13 protein-coding genes are annotated in these 20,514 nt (G+C 73.3%); 2 read left to right on the top strand and 11 right to left on the bottom strand.

What is annotated here, in order from left to right; genetic code table 11:
- Positions 1-31: 31 nt before the first annotated feature.
- From AB0A69_RS03110 to AB0A69_RS03095, 4 genes are all read right to left on the bottom strand, one after another.
- Positions 32-1,105, bottom strand: a complete 1,074-nt coding sequence (locus AB0A69_RS03110) for an AI-2E family transporter (RefSeq protein WP_361414680.1) — start codon at positions 1,103-1,105, stop codon at positions 32-34.
- Positions 1,106-1,290: 185 nt separating this feature from the next.
- The gene (locus AB0A69_RS03105) at positions 1,291-1,767 is read right to left on the bottom strand and encodes a pyridoxamine 5'-phosphate oxidase family protein (RefSeq protein WP_361414678.1); all 477 of its coding nucleotides are present in this window, start codon (positions 1,765-1,767) and stop codon (positions 1,291-1,293) included.
- 51 nt (positions 1,768-1,818) lie between these two features.
- Positions 1,819-2,262: a hypothetical protein gene (locus AB0A69_RS03100; protein WP_361414676.1), complete on the bottom strand. Its 444-nt coding sequence runs from the start codon at positions 2,260-2,262 to the stop codon at positions 1,819-1,821.
- 82 nt (positions 2,263-2,344) lie between these two features.
- Complete coding sequence (locus AB0A69_RS03095) at positions 2,345-2,698, bottom strand: MerR family transcriptional regulator (protein ID WP_361414674.1); 354 nt, start codon at positions 2,696-2,698, stop codon at positions 2,345-2,347.
- Positions 2,699-2,758: 60 nt separating this feature from the next.
- On the opposite strand from AB0A69_RS03095, the gene AB0A69_RS03090 reads away from it, so the two are divergent.
- Positions 2,759-3,652, top strand: a complete 894-nt coding sequence (locus tag AB0A69_RS03090) for an aldo/keto reductase (RefSeq protein ID WP_361414672.1) — start codon at positions 2,759-2,761, stop codon at positions 3,650-3,652.
- A 13-nt stretch (positions 3,653-3,665) separates the two neighbouring features.
- On the opposite strand, the gene AB0A69_RS03085 is transcribed toward AB0A69_RS03090, so the two are convergent.
- Positions 3,666-4,385 carry a VWA domain-containing protein gene (locus AB0A69_RS03085; RefSeq protein ID WP_361414670.1) on the bottom strand — a complete coding sequence of 240 codons (720 nt, stop codon included), beginning with the start codon at positions 4,383-4,385 and terminating at the stop codon, positions 3,666-3,668.
- Between the two features lie 20 nt (positions 4,386-4,405).
- A complete protein-coding gene (locus AB0A69_RS03080; protein WP_361414668.1) occupies positions 4,406-10,294 on the bottom strand; it encodes a TIR domain-containing protein in 5,889 nt (1,962 codons plus the stop codon).
- 125 nt (positions 10,295-10,419) lie between these two features.
- On the opposite strand from AB0A69_RS03080, the gene AB0A69_RS03075 reads away from it, so the two are divergent.
- Positions 10,420-11,583: an SLC13 family permease gene (locus AB0A69_RS03075; protein ID WP_361415191.1), complete on the top strand. Its 1,164-nt coding sequence runs from the start codon at positions 10,420-10,422 to the stop codon at positions 11,581-11,583.
- 3 nt (positions 11,584-11,586) lie between these two features.
- Here AB0A69_RS03075 and AB0A69_RS03070 read toward each other — a convergent pair whose 3' ends face one another.
- The 5 genes from AB0A69_RS03070 to gltB all read right to left on the bottom strand — a co-directional run bounded on the left by AB0A69_RS03070 (position 11,587) and on the right by gltB (position 20,329).
- Complete coding sequence (locus AB0A69_RS03070; protein WP_361414666.1) at positions 11,587-12,435, bottom strand: inositol monophosphatase family protein; 849 nt, start codon at positions 12,433-12,435, stop codon at positions 11,587-11,589.
- Entirely contained in the window at positions 12,416-13,024 is a 609-nt protein-coding gene (locus AB0A69_RS03065; protein WP_361414665.1) for a hypothetical protein, read from the bottom strand. The genes AB0A69_RS03070 and AB0A69_RS03065 overlap by 20 nt, the downstream gene beginning before the upstream one ends.
- Positions 13,025-13,031: 7 nt before the next feature.
- Entirely contained in the window at positions 13,032-14,006 is a 975-nt protein-coding gene (locus AB0A69_RS03060) for a hypothetical protein (RefSeq protein WP_361414663.1), read from the bottom strand.
- Positions 14,007-14,316: 310 nt separating this feature from the next.
- Positions 14,317-15,777, bottom strand: coding sequence for a glutamate synthase subunit beta (locus AB0A69_RS03055; RefSeq protein WP_361414661.1), 1,461 nt, complete (start codon positions 15,775-15,777; stop codon positions 14,317-14,319).
- Positions 15,770-20,329, bottom strand: coding sequence for a glutamate synthase large subunit (gene gltB, locus AB0A69_RS03050; RefSeq protein ID WP_361414659.1), 4,560 nt, complete (start codon positions 20,327-20,329; stop codon positions 15,770-15,772). Before gltB ends, AB0A69_RS03055 begins: the two co-directional genes overlap by 8 nt.
- Between the last annotated feature and the right edge of the window lie 185 nt (positions 20,330-20,514).

The following is a 20,514-nucleotide window of genomic DNA, read 5'->3' as shown; positions in this document are numbered from 1 at the left end:
TCGTCACACCCGGGCCCCGGCGGTCCGGTCGTCACGCCCGGGCCCGGCGCAGGGCCTGGTGGACCGCCCACACCACGGACACCAGCGGCACCGCGACCACGGCGCCCAGCACGCCCGCCGCGATGGCGCCGCCGATGACGGCGAGGGCGACGACGACGGGGTGGAGCCGGACGGCCCAGCTCATCACGAGCGGGTGCAGCACATGGCCCTCGATCTGCCCGATGATCACGATGAGGGCCACGACGACGGCCGCGACGACCGGGCCCTTGGCCGCGAGCGCCACCACCGCCGCCACCGCGAGCGCGATCGGGGAGCCGATCAGCGGGACGAAGGCGGCGAAGAACTCCAGCAGGGCGAGCGGCATGGCGAGGGGCACGCCCAGGAGGAGGAGCGCGATGCCGACGAGGATCGCGTTGGTCGCGGCGACCAGGACGATGCCGTGCGTGTAGCCGGTGAAGGTGCGCCACGCGGTCCGGCCCGCGAGGGCCACCCTCGTCCGTGCGGTCGGGGGCAGCTGGGTGCAGAACCAGCGCCACTGGCGGTCGCCGGAGTGGAGGAAGAAGACGGAGCAGAACAGCGCCAGGGCGATGACGGTGACCACCTCCACGAGGCGCCGGCCGCCGCTGATCGCGGTGGAGACGAGGGTGGAGCGGTGGTCGGAGAGGAACTGCCCGATGCGCGCCTGGATGTCGGTCAGCGCTTCCGGGTGAAGCCGGAACGGAGGCCGCTCCAGCCAGCGCTCGATCCGTTCCACCCCGGTGGCGAACTCGTCCTGGAGCACCCGGCGCTCCCCCGCGACCGCCTCCCCCACCAGGGCGAGGACCCCCAGCAGGAGCACGATGCTCAGGATCAGCGAGACGGCCACGGCCAGCGGTCTCGGCAGCGCCCGCGCCACGATGTCGACGGCCGGGCGGAGCATCGCCGTCACCACCAGCCCCAGGAAGACCGCCACCCCGATCTCGTGGAACCGCCCCAGCAGTGCGAACAGCGTGTAGACCAGCGCCCCGACGACCAGCACGCGCCAGGCGTGCGCGGCGGCGCTGCGCAGCGGCGGGTAGACGCGCACCCCCGCCTCGGGGTCATCCCGGCCCGCCGCACCGGGCACGGGGCCTGCGGGGGCCCCGCGCGGCGCCGCCCGGTGGCGTACACGGGGTGAGGGCCGGGGCGGGCGGCGGCGGGCAGGCCGAGCGGGCCGGGCACGCGGGACGGGCTGCGGGTCGGTGGGCACCTCTCACCTGGTACCACCACGCCCCGGCGCGCCGGGCGAACGGCGCGCGCATGTGGGCCGTCTCAGTCCTTGCCCGGCCGCATGGTGCGCAGGGCCTCGCCCGGACGCCAGATCCGCAGGACGAGCGCCTCGCCCTCGACGGTCGTGCGGACGACCTCGGTGAGCTCGGCGCGGAAGAGGTGGAACGGCTGTGGCACGCCTACCTCGTCGGCGAACCACGCCAGGGTGTCCGGGTCGGTCACCTCGACCGCCCGTCCCCCGATCCGTACGTCGCCGCCGCCCATGTCCGTACCGCTGCCCGGGTTGGCGTACACGGCGAACCGGGGATCGCGCAGCAGGTCCCGTGCCTTGCGCGACCCCGGCATCATGCCGAGCCACAGTTCGCCGCGCCCGAAGGTGACCTCCAGCCCGCTCAACCGGGGGAAGCCGTCCTTGCGAAGGGTCCCGAGGACGTGGTGCTTGTACGGGTCGAAACGGCGCCGGACGGTTGCGGCGAAGTCCGGCTCCGCCGCCTGGAACTCTGACCACCTGAATGTCATGGCTCCATGGAAGGCGGGATACCGGACATCTCCTGTCGGGTTTCCGGAGGCTCAGAAGCGCAGTGCGTCCGGCCGGTACGGGTTCGCGCCGATGTAGCGCGTCTCGCAGGTGGCGGTCGCGCCGCCGGGGGCCGGGTGGCAGATGCGCAGGGTCATGCGCAGGACGCCGCTGGGGTCGGAGACGGTGACGTCGGGGAACTCGGCGGTCGTGCCGCAGCCACCGGTGTTGTGCCGGTCGCCGAGCGGGACGGTGCGGCCGGCTCCCGTGGTGACGGTGAGAGAGGCGTACACCGCGCGGTCGTCGCAGGTGGCGTCCGTGACGCGGAGCGTTCCGCCGGTGATGGTCTGGCGGTCGGTCCAGCTGTACTGGAGCCGTACGCGGTCCCCCCAGCTCGCCGTCACCTCGGCGGTCGCCGTCGTGTCGGCCCGGCCCGTGCCGGCCGCCCCCAGTGTGAGTGCGGTCGCCGCGGCGACCACGAATCCTGCGCGGCGCATGTGTGTCTCCCATCCGGTAGCCGGTACCGAGGAGCAGCTCTACCCCGGCCCCGCTGCGGTGTCCCGGCGGCCGGGGTGACAATCACGCGTTGGGCGCAGCGGATGCCGCCACCAGCGCGGCCAGCGAGGTGCGGGCCGACTGGAGGTCCGAGATGCGGTGCTCGATCTCGTCGAGGCGGGCGACGAGCAGCGGGCTGAGGCACGGTTCGACCTCGGCGTCGCTGCCGCAGACGCAGTCGAGCACCTCGCGGATGACCTTGGTGGGAAGGCCGGCCTCCAGGAAGGTCCGGATGCGGCGCACGACGAGGGGGGCGTCGTCGCCGTAGAGGCGCTGGCCGCCGGCCGTGCGCCGGGCGTCGAGGAGGCCCTGCTCCTCGTAGTAGCGCAGCAGGCGCACGCTCACCCCGGTCCGCCGGGACAGCTCTCCGATCCTCAACGTGATCCCCCTCACAGGTACTTGAAGCTCACACGGGTGTGAGTTTCTACGGTTCTCAGCATGACGAACAACATCCACAGCACCCACACCGTCGACTCCGTCGTCCGCATCGGCGGCGACCTTCCCGTACGGCGCCTGGGCTACGGCGCCATGCGCCTCGCGGACGCCCCCGACGGGCCGTCCGGCGCCGAGGCACGCATATGGGAGGCACCCGTCGACCGGGCGGCGGCCATCCGTCTGCTGCGTACCGCCGCGGAGTCCGGCGTGGAGCTCTTCGACACGGCGGACGCGTACGCGCTGGGCGCGAACGAGGAACTGATCGCCGAGGCGCTGCAGCCGTACCGGGAGGGCGTGGCCGTGGCCACGAAGGTCGGCGTGGTGCGGCCGTCGCCCGCCGAGTGGGTGCCGCTCGGGCACCCCGCGTACCTGCGCCAGCAGGCCGAGCTGAGCCTGCGCCGGCTGCGTACGGAGCGGATCGACCTGCTGTACCTGCACCGGATCGACCCGGAGGTGCCGCTGGCCGATCAGATGGGGGCGCTCAAGCAGCTTCAGGAGGAGGGCAAGGTGCGGCACATCGGGCTCTCGGAGGTGGGTGTGGAGCAGCTGAAGGAGGCGGAGGAGGTGGCTCCGGTCGCGGCCGTGCAGAACCTGTACAACCTGGCCGCGCGCGACCACGAGGCGGTGGTGGACCACACCGCCGAGCAGGGGATCGCGTTCGTGCCGTTCTTCCCGATCGCGATGGGCGAGCACGCCGGGCCGGGCGGCCCGGTGGCGGCGGTGGCGGCGGAGCTCGGCGCGACCCCGGCGCAGACGGCGCTGGCCTGGCTGCTGCACCGCGCTGCGCACATCGTGCCGATCCCGGGCACGAGGTCCGTCGCGCATCTGCGGGAGAACCTCGCGGCGCTCGACGTCGCCCTCACCGAGGAGCAGTTCCGCCGGCTCGACCGGCCGTGAGCGCAGGCTCGGCTCAGCTCCGTACGATGCCCTGGGCCCGCGCCGCCGTCAGCCAGGTGGGGAACTCGGCGACCAGCCGGTCGTACAGCTCGGGGTCCGTGACGCGGCGCGGGTCGGTGCCCGCGTGGAAGAAGCCCGCGTTGTCGACGCGGCGCTTGGCGGGGACGGCGAGTTCGTCGAGCTTGCGCAGGAAGTCGAACTGGCGGCTGCCGGGGTCGCCGAAGCCGACGAACTGCCAGAAGAGCGGCAGCTCGGCCGCCTTGCACAGGTAGCGCTCGGCGGCGAGTTTGTTGATGGGGCCGCCGTCCGTCTGGAAGACCACGAGGGCGGGGGCGGTGGCGCCGCTGTCGAGGTAGTGGTCGATGACGGCGTCCATGGCCAGGTGGTAGCTGGTCTTGCCCATGTGTCCGAGCCCGGCCACGATCCGGTCGATGCGGCCTTCGTGCTCCCCGAGCACGATGTCGGTCTCGGCGTCGACGTCCGTCGAGAAGAAGACGACCGGCACGCGCCCGTCGTCGTCCAGGTTCGCCGACAGGCCAAGCACCCGATCGGCGAGCGCCTGAACGCTGCCGTCCTGGTAGTAGGGCCTCATCGAGCCCGAGTAGTCGACGATCAGGTAGACCGCCGCCCGGGCGCCGCTCAGCCCGTGCTTGCGCAGCGAGACGGCCGCGGTCTTGTAGAGGCCGACCAGCGCGGGCGCGGTCTCCTCGACCTTCTGGAGGCTGAGAGGCATACGGGAAGACTAGAGGACCGTCACACCTCCTCCCCCAGGGGCAGCCTCCGCACGCCCGGGAGGTACTCGTCCAACTCCCCGGGCTGGAACCGGTACATGCCCACCACGTGCCAGAACTCGCCCGCCACGTCTCCCTCGTACTTGTAGCCGCCCGACGGGGTGAGGGTCGCCCAGCCGTCCGGTACGCCGATGAGGGTGGCGCGGGGGGAGGGGGCGCCTCCGTCCAGGGGCAGGTTCCACAGCCGTACGGTGCCGTCCTCGCCGGCGCTGGCGAGTTCCGTGCCGTCGGGGCTGAAGGTGACGGCGAGGATGCGCCCGGAGTGGCCGGTGAGTTCGGCGAGGACGGCGCCGGTGTCGGCGTTCCACAGGGTGACCTTGCGGTTGTCGCCGGCGGCGGCGAGGACCGGGCGGGTGGGGTGGGCGGCGACGGTCCACAGCTTGCCGCCGCCCGGGCGCAGCCGCAGCGCGACCTCGCCGTCGCGCCAGACGATGGCCGTACCGTCCCAGCCGGCGCTGGCGAGCCAGGCGTCGCCGGGGCCGAAGGCGACGCCGTACACCCGGTCCCCGTGTCCGGCCAGCTCGGCGAGGAGCCGTCCCTCGCGCGCCTGCCAGAGGCGTACGAAGCCGTCGTCGCAGCCGCTGGCGAGGACGTCTCCGGCGGAGCCGTCGGCGCGGAACGCGATGGACCGGACGCGGCCGCGGTGCTGGGCGAGGGTGGCGATCCGGGCTCCGGTGGACCGGTACCAGAGGCAGACGGTGTCGTCGTCGTTGGCGGTGGCCAGCAGGTCGCCGGCGGGGTTGAAGGCCTGGGCCCAGATGTGCTCGGTCTCGGCGTCGAGCTCGCGCAGGGACTCGCCGTCGGTGTTCCACAGGTAGACCCCGCCGTCACTGCCGGCGGTGCCGAGGACGGGTCGGGCCGGGGAGAAGGCGGCGGAGACGAGCCGGTCGCCGCGCCCGGACAGCTCGTGGGTGCGCACCCCGGTGCGGGTGTCCCACAGCAGCACGTGGCCGTCGCTGCCGCAGGTGGCGAGCGTGGTGCCGTCGGGGCTGTAGGCGAGGTCGCCGACGCGCCGCCCGTGGCCGCGCAGGATGCGCTTGCCCTGGCCGGTGGCGGCCTCCCAGATCTGCGCGCCGCCGTCGTTGCCGACGGTGAGCAGCTGGCTGTCGTACGGGTGGAAGGCGCAGGCCCAGGCGGAGCCGCGGTGCGGGGTGGGCTGGCGGGCGTGGAGGGTGACGGCGTGGCCCTGGCGCGGGGTGCGGGTGACGGTCCACAGCCGGACGGCCCCGTCGCTGTCGCAGGCGGCGAGCAGGGATCCGTCGGCGTTGAACAGCACCTGGTAGACGGCGCCGGCGGAGCGTTCCAGCCCGCCGAGCGGGGTGCCGACGGCCGGGTCCCAGAGCCGTACCTGTCCGTCGGTGTCGCCGCTGGCGAGGAGGCGTCCGCCGGGGTGGAAGTCGAGGGTGTAGACGCGCCCGGTGTGGCCGGTGAACTCCTGGCGCAGCCGCCCTTCGGCCGCCTGCCAGACCCGTACGGTGCCGCCCTGGTCGCCGGTGGCGATGGCGGTGCCGTCGGGGCTGTAGCGGACGCGGTAGACGGCGCCCTGGTGGCCGGGCAGGTCGCGGGCGAGCGGTTCCGTGCCGGTCCGCAGGGACCACATGCGTACGCCGGCGGCGGCGTCGCCCGTGACGAGGGTGGTGCCGTCGGGGCTGAAGGCGGCGGCGTAGACGGGCGCGGCGTGGCCGGGCAGCCGGTGCGTGGGGGTGCCGGTGGCGGTGTCCCAGACGGTGACCAGGCCGTCGGCGTCGCCGGTGGCGAGGCGGGTGCCGTCCGCGCTGAGGGTGACGGGCCACACCCCGCCGGGGTGGACGTCGAGGACGTGGCGGCAGGCGCCGGAGACGGGGTCCCAAAGGCGTACGGTGCCGTCGGAGCCGCCGCTGGCGATGACGCCGCCGGCGCACTTGACGGCGTACACGCGTCCGGCGTGGCCCTGGAGGGTGCGCAGGGCGCGTCCTGTGTCGGCGCCGCAGACGAGGATGCCGCCGTCCTCGCTGCCGACGACGAGGAGTTCGCCGTCGGGGCTGTACGCGATGGGCTCGGGGAGCCGGCTGGTGCGCATGTCGTAGCCGTACGGGACGCCGACGGAGGAGGGGCGGAAGCCGGCGTCGACGGGCATGCCGGGGGCGAGGGCGGCGGTGCGCAGTTCGGGCGCGGCGCGGGTGGCGTCGTCGGTGACGGGGTCGATGAGGGCGGCGCGGTGCCAGCGGCTGCCGGTGAGGGCGGCGCCGCGCAGGTCGGCGCGGGTGAGGCGGGCGCGGCGCAGGTCGGCCCGGGTGAGGGTGGCGCCGCGCAGGTCGGCGCGGTCGAGGCGGGCGCCGGTGAGGCGGGCGTCGGTGAGGTCGGCCCGCTCCAGGGTGGCGCCGACGAGGCGGGCGTCGGTGAGGTCGGCGCCGGTGAGGTCGACGCCGGTGAAGTCGCGGTGGGAGAGGTCCTCGCCGGCGAGGCGGGCGCCGCGCAGGTCGGCGTGGGCGGGGACGCGGAGCCGGTCGCCGATGCGTACGGCGTTGGCGCGGGCGGCCTCGCTCACGCCCGCGTGGGCGGTCTCGCCCGCCCTTGCGCGGTCGCCTTCGAGGGTGTCGCGGACCCAGCGGACGCACTTCTCGTGGTCGGCGAGGTCGCAGAGGAACTCGACGGCGAGGCGGCTGAGCGGCCGGGCGCGCAGCAGCGCGTCGTCGCCCCGGTCGAGTCGGCGGGCGGCCTCGCGGGCGAGGAGCCACTCCCCGACGGAGCCGTGGATGAAGTGGAACAGCCCGTCGTCGGTGCGCACCAGCAGGGTGCCGGCGCCGATGGCGTGGCCGAGTTCGGCGCTGGAGCGGGGCGTTTCGGTGAGGCGGCTGAGGGTGGTGGCGACGGCCTCGGTGAGCTCGTCGAGGCGCAGGGCGGTACGGCCGGACTCCCACAGGCGCTCGGCGAGCGCGGTGACGGCGGCCCACAGTTCGGCGAGGTCGAGGCCGGGCGGGGAGCCGGGGCCCTTCCGGTGGCGTTCCTCCTCGTACTGGAGCCAGGAGGTGAAGACGTCCTCGTAGAGGCGGGCGGGGCTGAGCGCGCGGCCGGCTCCGGCGACGGCGCGCAGCCGGTCGGCGTCGAGCTGGGCGACGAAGGACAGCAGCCGGGGGTTGCGGCACAGGGCGAGCAGGTCGGGGATGTTCTCCAGGAGCCGGTAGCGGCGGTCGGCGGTCTCCTCGTCGCCGTACGTCTTGACCAGGTAGGAGCGGATCTGGTCCGGGGTGAAGCCCTCGACGGAGAGGATGCGGCGCTGCGGGAGCAGGCCGACGCGCTCGCCGAGGGCGGTGAGGACCTGTTCGTGGGACTTGAAGTGCTGGGTGCGGCTGGAGACGACGATCTTGGCGTGGTCGACGGCGGCGTCGAGGAGGACCTGGAGGTGGTCGGCGGCGCGGTCGTAGCTGACGCGGTTGACGAGCTCGTCGAAGCCGTCGAAGAGGAGGACGACCCTGCCCTGGGCGAGCATGTAGCGCAGGGCGCGCAGGTCGATGGTGTCGACGCCGTGGGCGGCGAGGTGGGCGGCGACGAGCCCTTCGAGGCTGTGGGCGCGGTCGAGGGTGTTGAGCGGGATGAGCAGCGGGGTGAGGTGCGGGAGTTCGTCGGGGATGCGGCGGGCGAGCTCGCGCAGGGCGAAGGTCTTGCCGTGCCCGAAGTCGCCGAGGAGGAGGACGAACCGGCCGTGGTCGGCCTCCAGGAGCTCCAGCAGGTCGTCGACGAGGTGGTCGTGCTCGCCGCCCTCGTGCGCGCCGTCGTGCGGGTGGTCGGCGTCGCGGTAGCGCTGCGGGAGGTAGCGGACGGGGGCGTAGCTCTCGCCGGCGAGCAGGCGGGCGGTCTGGGCGGCGACGTAGCCGCGCAGGTCGAGCAGGCCCTGGAACTCGACGAAGCTGCGCACGCGTACGCCGTGGCGGACGGCCCGCTCGCGCAGCTCGGCGGGGGGTGCGGGGCCGTCGTGGACGAGCTCGGCCTCGACGCCGGAGCCGGTGGCGCCGGGGCCGGCGGCGTGGAGCTGGGCCAGGAGCCGGTCCAGCTGTTCGCCGGTCGGGGTGCCGGGGTGGACGGCGATGCGGGCCTGGCGTACGACGCCCTCCTCGCGCCAGGTGGCGATGATCTGGTCCATGTCGCCGGGGGCGCGGCGCGGTACGTCGCGCAGGCGGACGCCGTCGCGGCGGGCCAGGCAGACCTCCTTGACGCGTTCGGTGAGCGAGTCGGGGTCGGCCGGTTCGTCGGGGAGGGCCGCGGGTTCGCGCGCCGGGTCGGCCACCGTGGCCGGGCGGGGCGCGTCCGGTACGGGGAACACCCGTCCGGCGCGGGGCCAGCCGGCGGGAAACGTCTCCGGGCCGGTGCGGCCGCGGTCGTACCAGCGGGTGATGCCCTCGGCGGTGAGGCGCAGCAGCTGGAAGCGGGCGGGGGCGGCGGCGCCGAACACGGGCAGCCCGGCCGCCGGGTCGGCGCCGGTGCCGGGCAGGCGGGTGTGGCCGGGCACGGTGCCGGTGGAGCGGGGACCGCCGGTGGGGCCGTGCAGCAGCAGGTGGAGGCGGGGGCCGGCGAGCTCGGTGAGGGTCTCGGTGTCGGTGAGGGCGCCGGGCCCGCCGACGGCGTCGCCGGGCCTGCTGCCGGGGGTGAGGGGGTGGCGCAGGGCGCCGACCCGGAGCCAGCCCTCCTCCTCGTACGGGCGCAGCGCCTCGGCGAACCAGACGGCCTGGTCGCGGCCGATGTGGCCGTACTGGTCCTCCAGGCGGTGGCTGTAGGCGATGGACGAGTTGAACCCGGCGACGACGGTGTTCAGTTCGGGCACCGGGAAGAGCGTCCAAGGTTGGTCGCTGTCGAAGACGGTGTCGAGCCCCTGGTAGAAGCTGCGGAACAGGCGTGTGTAGTGGCGCCACTTGGGCCAGTACGGGGGTTGCGGGGCGATCTCGTCGGCCTCGCAGGTGTGGAAGTAGGCGCGGCAGGCGGCCTGGTTGACGTCCTGGGCGCCGGGGACGATGACGACGCGCTGCGGCGGCAGATCGAGCTGGGAGCGTACGGCGGTGAGGAAGCTCAGCGCCTGGTCGCATTCGCGGGGGCTGCCGGAGGCGGTGAGGTCGCCGGTGACGACGAGCAGGTCGGGCGCGGGTGCGCCGCCGTCGCGCAGGACGATGAGCTCGCCGCGCAGCTCGCGGCTGAGCGTGTCGGGTTCGCGGCCGCGGCCGAAGTCGGGTCCGGCGAGGTGGAGGACGGTGACCGCGTCGTGGGCGGCGGGCGACTGCGGGCCCTGCGGGAAGCGGGGCGCGCGCTGGGGGCGTCGGCGGCCGGCCCAGCCGGGGCCGCCGAGCCACCGCTGGGCGGGCAGTCCCGCCACGGGCGCGCCCGTGGCGCGGGCGGTGGCGGCGTCGCCGGGGTAGCCGGGGCGGCGGCCGGGGCGGGCGTGGCCGTCGAGGGCCTGTTCGACGCGGGTGAGCAGCAGGGCCCGGGCGGTGGTGGCGTCCGGGACGCCGACGAGGTCGACGTACGTGATGGTGGCGAGCAGCCCCTCGATGGGGATGTCGTCGACGCGCACGGTGAGCAGGCGGCGCTCGGGGGTCTCGGGGTCGGCGCGCAGGGCGGCCTGCCACTCCATGCGGCCGTACAGGGAGCGTTCGTAGTGGCGGGAGAGGATGGCGATGACGGCGGCGGACTCGCTGACGCCCCGGTCCATGAAGTCGATGAAGTTGCTGCCCGGGACGAAGTCCCAGGCCTGGACGACGGTGCGGTAGCCGGCCTCCTCCAGGGTCCAGGCGATCCAGGACGCCCAGGCCTCGTCGGCGGGCGAGTAGCTGATGAAGAAGTCCAAGTCGCTTGCCCGGGCGTCGGTTTCACCATCCGTCAGCATGCGAACAGATTAGGCCGGGGAAGGCGCCCTGTCCGGTCGAAAACCCATCTCGAAAACCTATGCTCGTGCTCGTGACGGTGACCGTGACGTACTACTTCAGGCGCTTCCTCGGAGGCTTCCATCCGCTGGACTGGCTGGCGGTCGCGCTCCTGGCGCTGGGGCTGCTCGCCGTGGCGACGGGGCTGCTGCCGACCGGGCCGGCCTCGGACGTGCTGGCGAGGATCGGGCCGCTGCTGGTGTTCCTGGCGACGGTGATCGTGCTGGCCGAGCTGACGGGGAAGGCGGAGGTCTTCGACGTCGTCGCGACCTGGGTGGCGCGGGCCGGGCGGGGCAGTTACGCGCTGCTGTTCGGGCTGTGCGTGCTCTTCGCGTCGGTCACCACCATCACGCTGAACCTGGACACGACGGCCGTGCTGCTCACGCCGGTGATGCTGGCGCTCGCCACCCGGGTGGGCATCGCGGCGGTGCCGCTGGCCATGACCACGGTGTGGCTCGCCAACACGGCGAGCCTGCTGCTGCCCGTCTCCAACCTCACGAACCTGCTGGCGGCCGACCGGGTCGCGCTCACCCCGACGGGCATGGCGGCGACGATGTGGGCGCCGCAGGCGGTGGCGATCGGCGCGACGATGGCGTGCCTGTGGGTGTTCTACTGGCGCCGCGGCCGGCGGGGCGCCGAGCGGTACGCCCCGCCGGAGCCGCCGCGCCCGGCCGACCCGGTGCTGCTGCGGGTGTGCGCGGTGGCGTGCGCCGCCTTTCTGGTGGCGCTCCTGGTGGACCTGGTGCCGCTGTGGGCGGCGTCGTCGGCGGCGGCACTGGTCGTGGTGGTGGCGTTCGCGGTACGCCGCCGGGCCGAGCTGCGGTGGTCGCTGGTGCCGTGGCGGCTGCTGGTGCTGGTGCCGGGGATGTTCCTGGTGGTGGAGACGGTCAGCGTGCACGGCCTGCACGAGATCCTGGCCCGCCTGATCGGCACCGAGGAGGGCCCGCTGGGCGTGCTGCGCACGGCGGCGGTCGGCGCGGGCTTCTCCAACGCGCTGAACAACCTCCCGGCGTACGTCGCGGGTGAGGCGGTCGTCCCGCTCCCCCACCACGACCAGCTGCTGGGCCTCCTGATCGGCGTCAACGTCGGCCCCCTGGTCACCCCCTGGGCGTCCCTGGCGACGCTCCTCTGGTTCGAACGCTGCCGCTGGCACGGCACGCAGATCGCGCTGGGCCGCTTCATGGGGACGAGCCTGGTGCTGGCGGTGACGGGGACGGTGGGCGCGGTGGGAGCGCTGGTGCTGGTGGGGTGACCCTTACGAGGAACCGCGCATCGCCGACGCGACCTCCTCCAGCACGTACGCCAGCGTCTCCGCCCGCGCCGCGACGAAGCTGCGGCGGGTGTCCGGGCCGGTGTAGCCGGGGCGGAAGCGGGCGCCGTCCAGGGTGCGCAGCTCCACGCCCGCCTCGGCGGCCAGCAGCGCGCCGGCCGGCAGGTCCACCCCCTCCGCGCGGTAGCCGACGAAGCCGTCGATGGTGCCGCGGGCCAGCAGGCTCCAGCCCAGCAGCGGGGCCCACAGCTGCAGGACGCGGCGGCAGCGGCGTTCCAGGGTGGAGCGCAGGGCGGTCGCGGTGGGGTCGGCGCGGCCCACGGCGTGGCCCTGGGTCCAGGCGAGGACCGGCCCGGGGCCCGGCAGGTCGCCGCGTGGGCCGGGCAGGCGGGTGCCGTCGTCGCCGTGGGCGCCCTGGCCGCTGACGGCGTGCCAGGTGCGGCCGGTGACCGGCTCGTGGACCACGCCGACGACCGGCGTCTCGCCCAGGCAGAGCCCGATGCCGACGACGTACGCGGGCAGGCCGATCGCCACGTTGTTGGAGCCGTCGAGCGGGTCGACCAGCCAGGTGCGGCGGTTGCCGGTGTCGAGGAGCCCGGCCTCCTCGGAGAGGATCCGGTCCCGGGGGAAGTGGCGCCGGAGCCGGCCGAGGATGAGCTCCTCGGCGGCGAGGTCCAGGTCGGTGACGACGTCCCCGTCCGCGCCCTTGGTGCGTACGGCCCTGGCGTCGGCGAAGTGGCCGCGCAGCAGCCGCCCGGTGGCCTCGGCGGCGGCGACGGCGACGCGCCGCTCGGCGGCGAAGGACGAGGGCCCGTCAGTCCCGGCGTGCGGCATGGATCCTCCCGAGGGCCGTGCGGACGGCGTGAAGGGTGTCCTCGGTGCCGCACAGGCGCCGGGTGGTGCGGCGCGGCGGCCCGTCGAGCGGCCCGAGCGACAGGTCGCGGCCGCCGGGCAGGGACCGTCCCCGTACCAGGGTGACGGCGGTCCGGCCCGGCGTCACGACCGTGGTGTGGAACTCCCCGGCGCCGAGTGCGTACGTCGTGCCCGCCGGACTGGTCTGCACGGGCCCGGTCTCACCGCGTACGAGCCGGGTGGTGGGCCGGATCTCGTCCACGCCGTCGGGGTGGCTGCGCACCTCGAAGACGCGGTGCGTGGGCGCGTCGGTGTCGTCCCGTATCCGTACGCGTACGTTGCCGACCTCGCCGTACAGGACGTGGCTGTACAGCTCCCAGCTGTGCGCGTGCAGCGGCGGGACGGGGTCGTCGTCGCCGTGGGGCTCGCCGAAGAGGTGGACGCAGACGCCGTCGGGGCCGCTGCGCAGGAGGGGCAGGCACAGGAAGCCGAGCGGGTGCCGCACGGCGCGCAGCCGCCGTCTTCCGGTCGCTATCTCGCGCAGGGCCCGCTCGGCGGCGTCCAGGTCCATGGGCGGCTCACCTCCCGTAGGGGTCCTCGGCGTGCAGGGCCTTCTCGATGATCCCGCCGACGTCCGCCTCGGTGTACGTGCGCGGCAGCGGCAGCGCCAACGCGTCGAAGAGCGCGCGCACTTCGTCGACGGTCGGGGAGAGGCTGAGCAGGGTGGCGTCGCGCAGGTCGAGGGTGGTGGCCTGCTCGCGGCTCTGGTGCAGTTCGGTCAGGTAGTAGTCGTAGAGCGGCTGGCCGCGCTCGACCTTGAGGTTGACCCGGTTCGGGTCGTCCTGCGTGATGATCAGGCAGGAGTCGGAGAGATCGAAGCGGAGGGTCGGCACGGTCGACGACAGGTGGACGCTGATGTCGAGGGTCGTCAGCTGCATGCGGTACCAGCAGGCGGCGAGGACGGTGGCGTACGACTCCTTGCGGGCGCGGGCCGGGGTCCACAGGTCCCCGCCGTGCGAGCCGGACCCGGTCCCGGTGCCGGAGAACATGCGGCGGAACTGCGCGTACGTGGCGCAGGCCCGTTCGTCGGCCGGGTTGAGGATCTCGATCTTGACGTTGAGCTGGGAGCGGTTCTGCTTGGCGGCGCGTACGCACTCGGGGAGGGTGACGGCCCGGAGGTAGGTGCCGGTGCCGCCCTTGAAGTACCAGAGGTTCGTGGACTGGCGGGCCTTGCGCAGCTCGTCGCGGACCTCGTTGCCGGCGAGGGAGCGGACCATGGTGAGGTCCTCGATGGCGCGGCGGGTGCCGGCCATGGCGTCCTGGATGGCGAGCGGGCGCCGGGCGCGCTCGGAGAGCGAGCCGACGGCGAGGGCGCCGAGCACGACGAGGGTGGCGCCGGAGGCGAGGTCGGACTCGATGAGCTTGTCGCCGAAGATGTCGAGGAAACCGATGGTGAGGCCGATACCGGCGGCGAAGACGACCTCGAAGTTGCGCAGGGCGAAGGCGACCGCGCGCTCGATCCGGCCCGTACGCCCCGTTCGCCCCGTGGTCATCGCGTCCCGTCCCCTCCCCCGCTCCCCCTCGGCCGGGTACCCGATCTTAGGCGGGCCCGCTCCGGTCCCACCAGGGCGCACCGGGGGCACACGGCCCCGGACAGGGCGCAGCGCCTGCCATCGATCCGGTCGGGGACGGCGGCAGGCGCTGCTGTGTTCCGCACGCCGTTGTACGGGACGATGAGGGGTGCCTCGGGCCGCGATGCGGCCGGGGCCGGTGGGGCGTGTCGGTGGGTCGTTGCCGAGCCGTCGGAGGACGCCGCGTACGCCATCGTACGCGGCGCCCGGCCGACGACTCGAGCCGGGTGGTCTAGACCGTCAGCGCGCGGTCCGTCGGGCGGATCGGGGCCGGGAGCTCGCTCGCGCCCGTCAGGTAGCGGTCCACGCCGCGGGCGGCCGAGCGGCCCTCGGCGATGGCCCACACGATGAGGGACTGGCCGCGGCCCGCGTCACCGGCGACGAAGACGCCGTCGACGTTGGTCGCGAAGTTCTCGTCGCGGGCGATGTTGCCGCGCTCGTCGAGCTCCAGGCCGAACTGCTGGACCAGGCCGTTGGACTGGTCGGTGCCGGTGAAGCCCATGGCGAGGGTGACCAGCTGCGCGGGGATCTTCCGCTCGGTGCCGGGCTTCTGCTCCAGCTTGCCGTCCTTGAACTCGACCTCGACGAGGTGGAGGAACTGGACGTTGCCGTCCTCGTCGCCCTCGAAGTGGGTGGTGGAGACGGAGTAGATCCGCTCGCCGCCCTCCTCGTGGGCCGAGGTGACCTTGTACAGCATCGGGAAGGTCGGCCAGGGCTGGCCCGCGTTCCGCTCCTCGCCCGGCCGCGGCATGATCTCCAGCTGCGTGACGGAGGCCGCGCCCTGGCGGTGGGCGGTGCCCACGCAGTCCGCGCCGGTGTCGCCGCCGCCGATGACCACGACGTGCTTGCCCTCGGCGGTGATGGGCGGCTGGATGAAGTCGCCCTCCTGCACCTTGTTGGCGAGGGGCAGGTACTCCATCGCGAAGTGGATGCCCTTGAGGTCCCGGCCCGGGACCGGCAGGTCGCGGGAGACGGTGGCGCCGGCGGCGATGACGACCGCGTCGTACCGCTGGCGCAGCTTCGCCGCGTCGATGTCGCGGCCGATCTCGATCTCGGTGCGGAACTTGGTGCCCTCCGCGCGCATCTGCTCGATGCGCCGGTTGATGTGCACCTTCTCCATCTTGAACTCGGGGATGCCGTACCGCAGCAGACCGCCGATGCGGTCGGCCCGCTCGTACACGGCGACCGTGTGGCCGGCGCGGGTCAGCTGCTGCGCGGCGGCGAGGCCCGCCGGGCCGGAGCCGATGACGGCGACGGTCTTGCCGGACAGGCGCTCCGGCGGCTGCGGCGTGACGTCACCGCTGTCCCACGCCTTGTCGATGATGGAGACCTCGACGTTCTTGATGGTGACGGCGGGCTGGTTGATGCCCAGCACGCACGCCGCCTCGCAAGGCGCCGGGCACAGCCGCCCGGTGAACTCCGGGAAGTTGTTCGTGGCGTGCAGGCGCTCGCTCGCGGCCTGCCAGTCCTCGCGGTAGGCGTAGTCGTTCCACTCGGGGATGAGGTTTCCGAGCGGGCAGCCGTTGTGGCAGAACGGGATGCCGCAGTCCATGCACCGGCCGGCCTGCTTGCTGATGATCGGCAGCAGGGAGCCGGGGACGTAGACCTCGTTCCAGTCCTTGACGCGCTCGGCCACGGGGCGGGTCTTGGCGCCCTCGCGCCCGGTGGTCAGGAAGCCCTTGGGGTCAGCCATGGGTCGCCGCCTCCATCATCTTCTCGGTGGTCTCCTGCTCGGAGAGACCGGCGAGCTCAGCGGCGTCCTTGGCGGCGAGCACTGCCTTGTACGTGGTCGGGATGATCTTGCTGAATCGGGCCACCGCGGTGTCCCAGTCGGCAAGGAGCTTCTCGGCTACGGTCGAGCCCGTCTCCTCCTGGTGGCGGCGCACGACGTCGTGCAGCCACGCCCGGTCGGTCTCGTCCAGGGCCTCGATCGCGCCCACGTTGCCGGAGTTGACGTTGTCCCGGTCGAGGTCGATGACGTACGCGACGCCACCCGACATGCCGGCCGCGAAGTTGCGGCCCGTCTCGCCGAGGACGACCGCGTGACCGCCGGTCATGTACTCGCAGCCGTGGTCGCCCACGCCCTCGGAGACGACCAGCGCGCCGGAGTTGCGGACGCAGAACCGCTCGCCGGTGCGGCCGCGGAGGAACATCTCGCCGCCGGTCGCGCCGTACCCGATGGTGTTGCCGGCGATGGTGGAGTACTCGGCCAGGTGGTCGGCGCCCCGGTCGGGGCGGACGATCACGCGGCCGCCGGACAGGCCCTTGCCGACGTAGTCGTTGGCGTCGCCCTCCAGGCGCAGCGTGACGCCGCGCGGCAGGAACGCGCCGAAGGACTGGCCGGCCGAGCCGGTGAAGGTGATGTCGATGGTGTCGTCGGGCAGGCCCGCGCCACCGAACTTCTTCGTCACCTCGTGGCCGAGCATGGTGCCGACCGTGCGGTTGATGTTGCGGATCGCGACCTGGGCGCGGACCGGCTGGGCCTGCTCCGGCGTCTCGGCGGCGAGGGCGTCGGCGGCGAGCCTGATCAGCTCGTTGTCGAGCGCCTTCTCCAGGCCGTGGTCCTGCTCGATCACCTGGTGGCGCACCGCGCCCTCGGGCAGCTCGGGCACGTGGAACAGCGGGGCCAGGTCGAGGCCCTGCGCCTTCCAGTGGTCGACGGCCTTGGCGGTGTCGAGGAGCTCGGCGTGGCCGACGGCCTCCTCCAGGGTGCGGAAGCCGAGCTCGGCGAGGAGCTCGCGCACCTCCTGGGCGATGAACTCGAAGAAGTTGACGACGAATTCGGCCTTGCCGGAGAAGCGCTCGCGCAGCACCGGGTTCTGGGTGGCGATGCCGACCGGGCAGGTGTCCAGGTGGCAGACGCGCATCATGACGCAGCCGGAGACGACGAGCGGCGCGGTCGCGAAACCGAACTCCTCGGCGCCGAGCAGCGCGGCGATGACGACGTCGCGGCCGGTCTTGAGCTGACCGTCGGTCTGGACGACGATCCGGTCGCGCAGGCCGTTCAGCAGCAGGGTCTGCTGGGTCTCGGCGAGGCCGAGCTCCCAGGGGCCGCCCGCGTGCTTCAGCGAGGTGAGCGGCGAGGCGCCCGTACCGCCGTCGTGGCCGGAGATGAGCACCACGTCCGCGTGGGCCTTGGAGACACCGGCGGCGACCGTGCCCACGCCGACCTCGGACACCAGCTTCACGTGGATGCGGGCGGCCGGGTTGGCGTTCTTGAGGTCGTGGATCAGCTGGGCCAGGTCCTCGATGGAGTAGATGTCGTGGTGCGGCGGCGGCGAGATCAGGCCGACACCCGGGGTGGAGTGCCGGGTCTTGGCGACCCACGGGTAGACCTTGTGGCCGGGCAGCTGGCCGCCCTCGCCGGGCTTGGCGCCCTGGGCCATCTTGATCTGGATGTCGTCGGCGTTGACCAGGTACTCGGACGTCACACCGAAGCGGCCGGAGGCGACCTGCTTGATCGACGACCGGCGCGCCGGGTCGTACAGGCGCTCCGGGTCCTCGCCGCCCTCACCGGTGTTGGACTTGCCGCCCAGCTGGTTCATGGCGATGGCGAGGGTCTCGTGCGCCTCCTTGGAGATGGAGCCGTACGACATGGCGCCGGTGGAGAAGCGCTTGACGATCTCGCTGACCGGCTCGACCTCGTCGATGGAGATCGGCTCGCGGTCGCTCTTGAAGTCGAACAGGCCGCGGAGCGTCATGAGCCGCTCGGACTGCTCGTTCACGCGGTCCGTGTACTTCTTGAAGATGTCGTACCGCTTGTTGCGCGTGGCGTGCTGGAGGCGGAAGACCGTCTCCGGGTCGAACAGGTGCGGCTCGCCCTCGCGGCGCCACTGGTACTCGCCGCCGATCTCCAGCGCGCGGTGCGCGGAGGGGACGCCGGAGGCGGGGTACGCCTTGGCGTGGCGGGCGGCGACCTCCTTGGCGACGACGTCCAGGCCGGCACCACCGATCTTGGTGGCCGTGCCGTTGAAGTACTTCTCGACGAAGGCCTCGTCCAGGCCGACGGCCTCGAAGACCTGCGCGCCGCGGTAGGAGGCGACCGTCGAGATGCCCATCTTGGACATGACCTTCAGGACGCCCTTGCCGAGGGCGTAGATCAGGTTGCGGATGGCCTGCTCGGGCTCCAGGCCCTCGACGAAGGTGCCGGCGCGGACCAGGTCCTCGACGGACTCCATGGCGAGGTACGGGTTGACGGCGGCGGCGCCGTACCCGATGAGGAGCGCGACGTGGTGGACCTCGCGGACGTCGCCGGCCTCGACCAGCAGGCCCACCTGGGTGCGCTGCTTGGTACGGATGAGGTGGTGGTGCACCGCCGAGGTGAGCAGCAGCGACGGGATCGGCGCGTGCTCGGCGTCGGAGTGCCGGTCGGAGAGCACGATCAGGCGGGCGCCGCCCTCGATGGCGGCGTCGGCCTCGGCGCAGATCTCCTCGATGCGGGCCGCGAGGGCCTCGCCGCCACCGGAGACCCGGTAGAGGCCGGAGAGCGTGGCGGCCTTCATACCGGGCATGTCGCCGTCGGCGTTGATGTGGATGAGCTTGGCCAGCTCGTCGTTGTCGATCACCGGGAAGGGCAGCGTGACGCTGCGGCAGGACGCCGAGGTCGGCTCCAGCAGGTTGCCCTGCGGGCCGAGCGAGGAGTGCAGCGAGGTGACGAGCTCCTCGCGGATGGCGTCCAGCGGCGGGTTGGTGACCTGCGCGAACAGCTGGGTGAAGTAGTCGAACAGCAGCCGCGGGCGCTCGGAGAGCGCGGCGATCGGCGAGTCCGTGCCCATGGAGCCGATCGGCTCGGCGCCGGTGCGGGCCATCGGCGCGAGGAGGACGCGCAGCTCCTCCTCGGTGTAGCCGAAGGTCTGCTGGCGGCGGGTGACCGAGGCGTGGGTGTGGACGATGTGCTCGCGCTCGGGGAGGTCCTCGAGCTCGATGATGCCCGTCTCCAGCCACTCCTGGTACGGGTGCTCGGCGGCGAGGGCGGCCTTGATCTCGTCGTCCTCGATGATGCGGTGCTCGGCGGTGTCGACGAGGAACATCTTGCCGGGCTGGAGGCGGCCCTTGCGGACGACCTTGGCGGGGTCGATGTCGAGGACGCCGACCTCGGAGGAGAGGACCACGAGCCCGTCGTCGGTGACCCAGTAGCGGCCGGGGCGCAGACCGTTGCGGTCGAGAACGGCACCCACCTGCACGCCGTCGGTGAAGGTGACACAGGCCGGGCCGTCCCAGGGCTCCATCATCGTGGAGTGGTACTGGTAGAAGGCGCGCCGGGCCGGGTCCATGGACTCGTGGTTCTCCCACGCCTCGGGGACCATCATCAGGACGCTGTGCGGCAGCGAACGGCCACCGAGGTGGAGCAGCTCCAGGACCTCGTCGAAGGAGGCGGAGTCGGAGGCGTCCGGCGTACAGACCGGGAAGATCCGCTCCAGCTTCTCGGCGCCGAAGAGGTCGGAGGCGAGCTGCGACTCGCGCGCCCGCATCCAGTTGCGGTTGCCCTTGACCGTGTTGATCTCGCCGTTGTGCGCGACGAAGCGGTACGGGTGGGCGAGCGGCCAGCTCGGGAAGGTGTTGGTGGAGAACCGGGAGTGGACGAGGGCCACGGCGGTGGCGCAGCGGCGGTCCGACAGGTCCGGGAAGAAGGGCTCCAGCTGACCGGTGGTGAGCATGCCCTTGTAGACGATGGTGCGCGCGGAGAGGGAGGGGAAGTAGACCCCGGCCTCGCGCTCGGCGCGCTTGCGCAGCAGGAACGCCTTGCGGTCCAGCTCGATGCCGGCGCTGGTGCCGTCGCTCACGAAGAGCTGGCGGAACTCGGGCATGGTGGAGCGGGCGGTCGCGCCGAGCAGCTCGGGGGCGACGGGGACCTCGCGCCAGCCGAGGACCGTGAGGCCCTCCTCGGCGGCGATCGCCTCGATCCGCTCGACGGCCTGTGCGGAGCCGTCGGCGGGGAGGAAGGCGATGCCGACGGCGTACTCGCCGGCTGCCGGGAGGGCGAAGTCGGTGACCTCGCGGAGGAACGCGTCGGGGACCTGGAGCAGGATGCCGGCGCCGTCGCCGGAGTCGGGCTCGGAGCCGGTGGCGCCCCGGTGCTCCAGGTTGCGCAGAACGGTCAGCGCCTGCTCCACCAGCGCGTGGCTGGCGACACCGGTGAGGGTGGCAACGAAGCCGACACCACAGGCGTCGTGCTCGTTGCGGGGGTCGTACATACCCTGCGGGGCGGGGCGACCGTCCATGGGCGACCAGGCGTCGGAACGCATCGGCTCTCCCGTCGTCGTCGTGGCATATGCAGTGCCAGAGGGACGACGTTGGCCCTCCGCGAAATTTCGTGCAGATTACATGATGGAACGTTTCTCGGAACGCGGATAGTTCATTCCAGCATGCGGACACCGCGTGGCGGTGGTGGAGTGTTCTCCAGGTACGAGCTGACCGGCATCCGACCTGC

This window comes from Streptomyces sp. NPDC045431, assembly GCF_040646655.1.
In the GTDB taxonomy this organism is placed as follows: Bacteria; Actinomycetota; Actinomycetes; order Streptomycetales; family Streptomycetaceae; genus Streptomyces.
The sequence above is the reverse complement of the archived record's forward strand: the minus strand, read 5'-3'. Positions and strand labels throughout refer to the sequence as shown.

Excerpts from the sequence above, each read along its gene's own strand:
- AB0A69_RS03105 (WP_361414678.1), bottom strand. The coding sequence starts at position 1,767 with ATGACATTCAGGTGGTCAGAGTTCCAGGCGGCGGAGCCGGACTTCGCC.
- AB0A69_RS03070 (WP_361414666.1), bottom strand. The coding sequence starts at position 12,435 with ATGCCGCACGCCGGGACTGACGGGCCCTCGTCCTTCGCCGCCGAGCGG.
- AB0A69_RS03080 (WP_361414668.1), bottom strand. The coding sequence starts at position 10,294 with ATGCTGACGGATGGTGAAACCGACGCCCGGGCAAGCGACTTGGACTTC.
- AB0A69_RS03060 (WP_361414663.1), bottom strand. The coding sequence starts at position 14,006 with ATGACCACGGGGCGAACGGGGCGTACGGGCCGGATCGAGCGCGCGGTC.
- AB0A69_RS03100 (WP_361414676.1), bottom strand. The coding sequence starts at position 2,262 with ATGCGCCGCGCAGGATTCGTGGTCGCCGCGGCGACCGCACTCACACTG.
- AB0A69_RS03085 (WP_361414670.1), bottom strand. The coding sequence starts at position 4,385 with ATGCCTCTCAGCCTCCAGAAGGTCGAGGAGACCGCGCCCGCGCTGGTC.
- AB0A69_RS03065 (WP_361414665.1), bottom strand. The coding sequence starts at position 13,024 with ATGGACCTGGACGCCGCCGAGCGGGCCCTGCGCGAGATAGCGACCGGA.
- gltB (WP_361414659.1), bottom strand. The coding sequence starts at position 20,329 with ATGCGTTCCGACGCCTGGTCGCCCATGGACGGTCGCCCCGCCCCGCAG.
- AB0A69_RS03055 (WP_361414661.1), bottom strand. The coding sequence starts at position 15,777 with ATGGCTGACCCCAAGGGCTTCCTGACCACCGGGCGCGAGGGCGCCAAG.
- AB0A69_RS03090 (WP_361414672.1), top strand. The coding sequence starts at position 2,759 with ATGACGAACAACATCCACAGCACCCACACCGTCGACTCCGTCGTCCGC.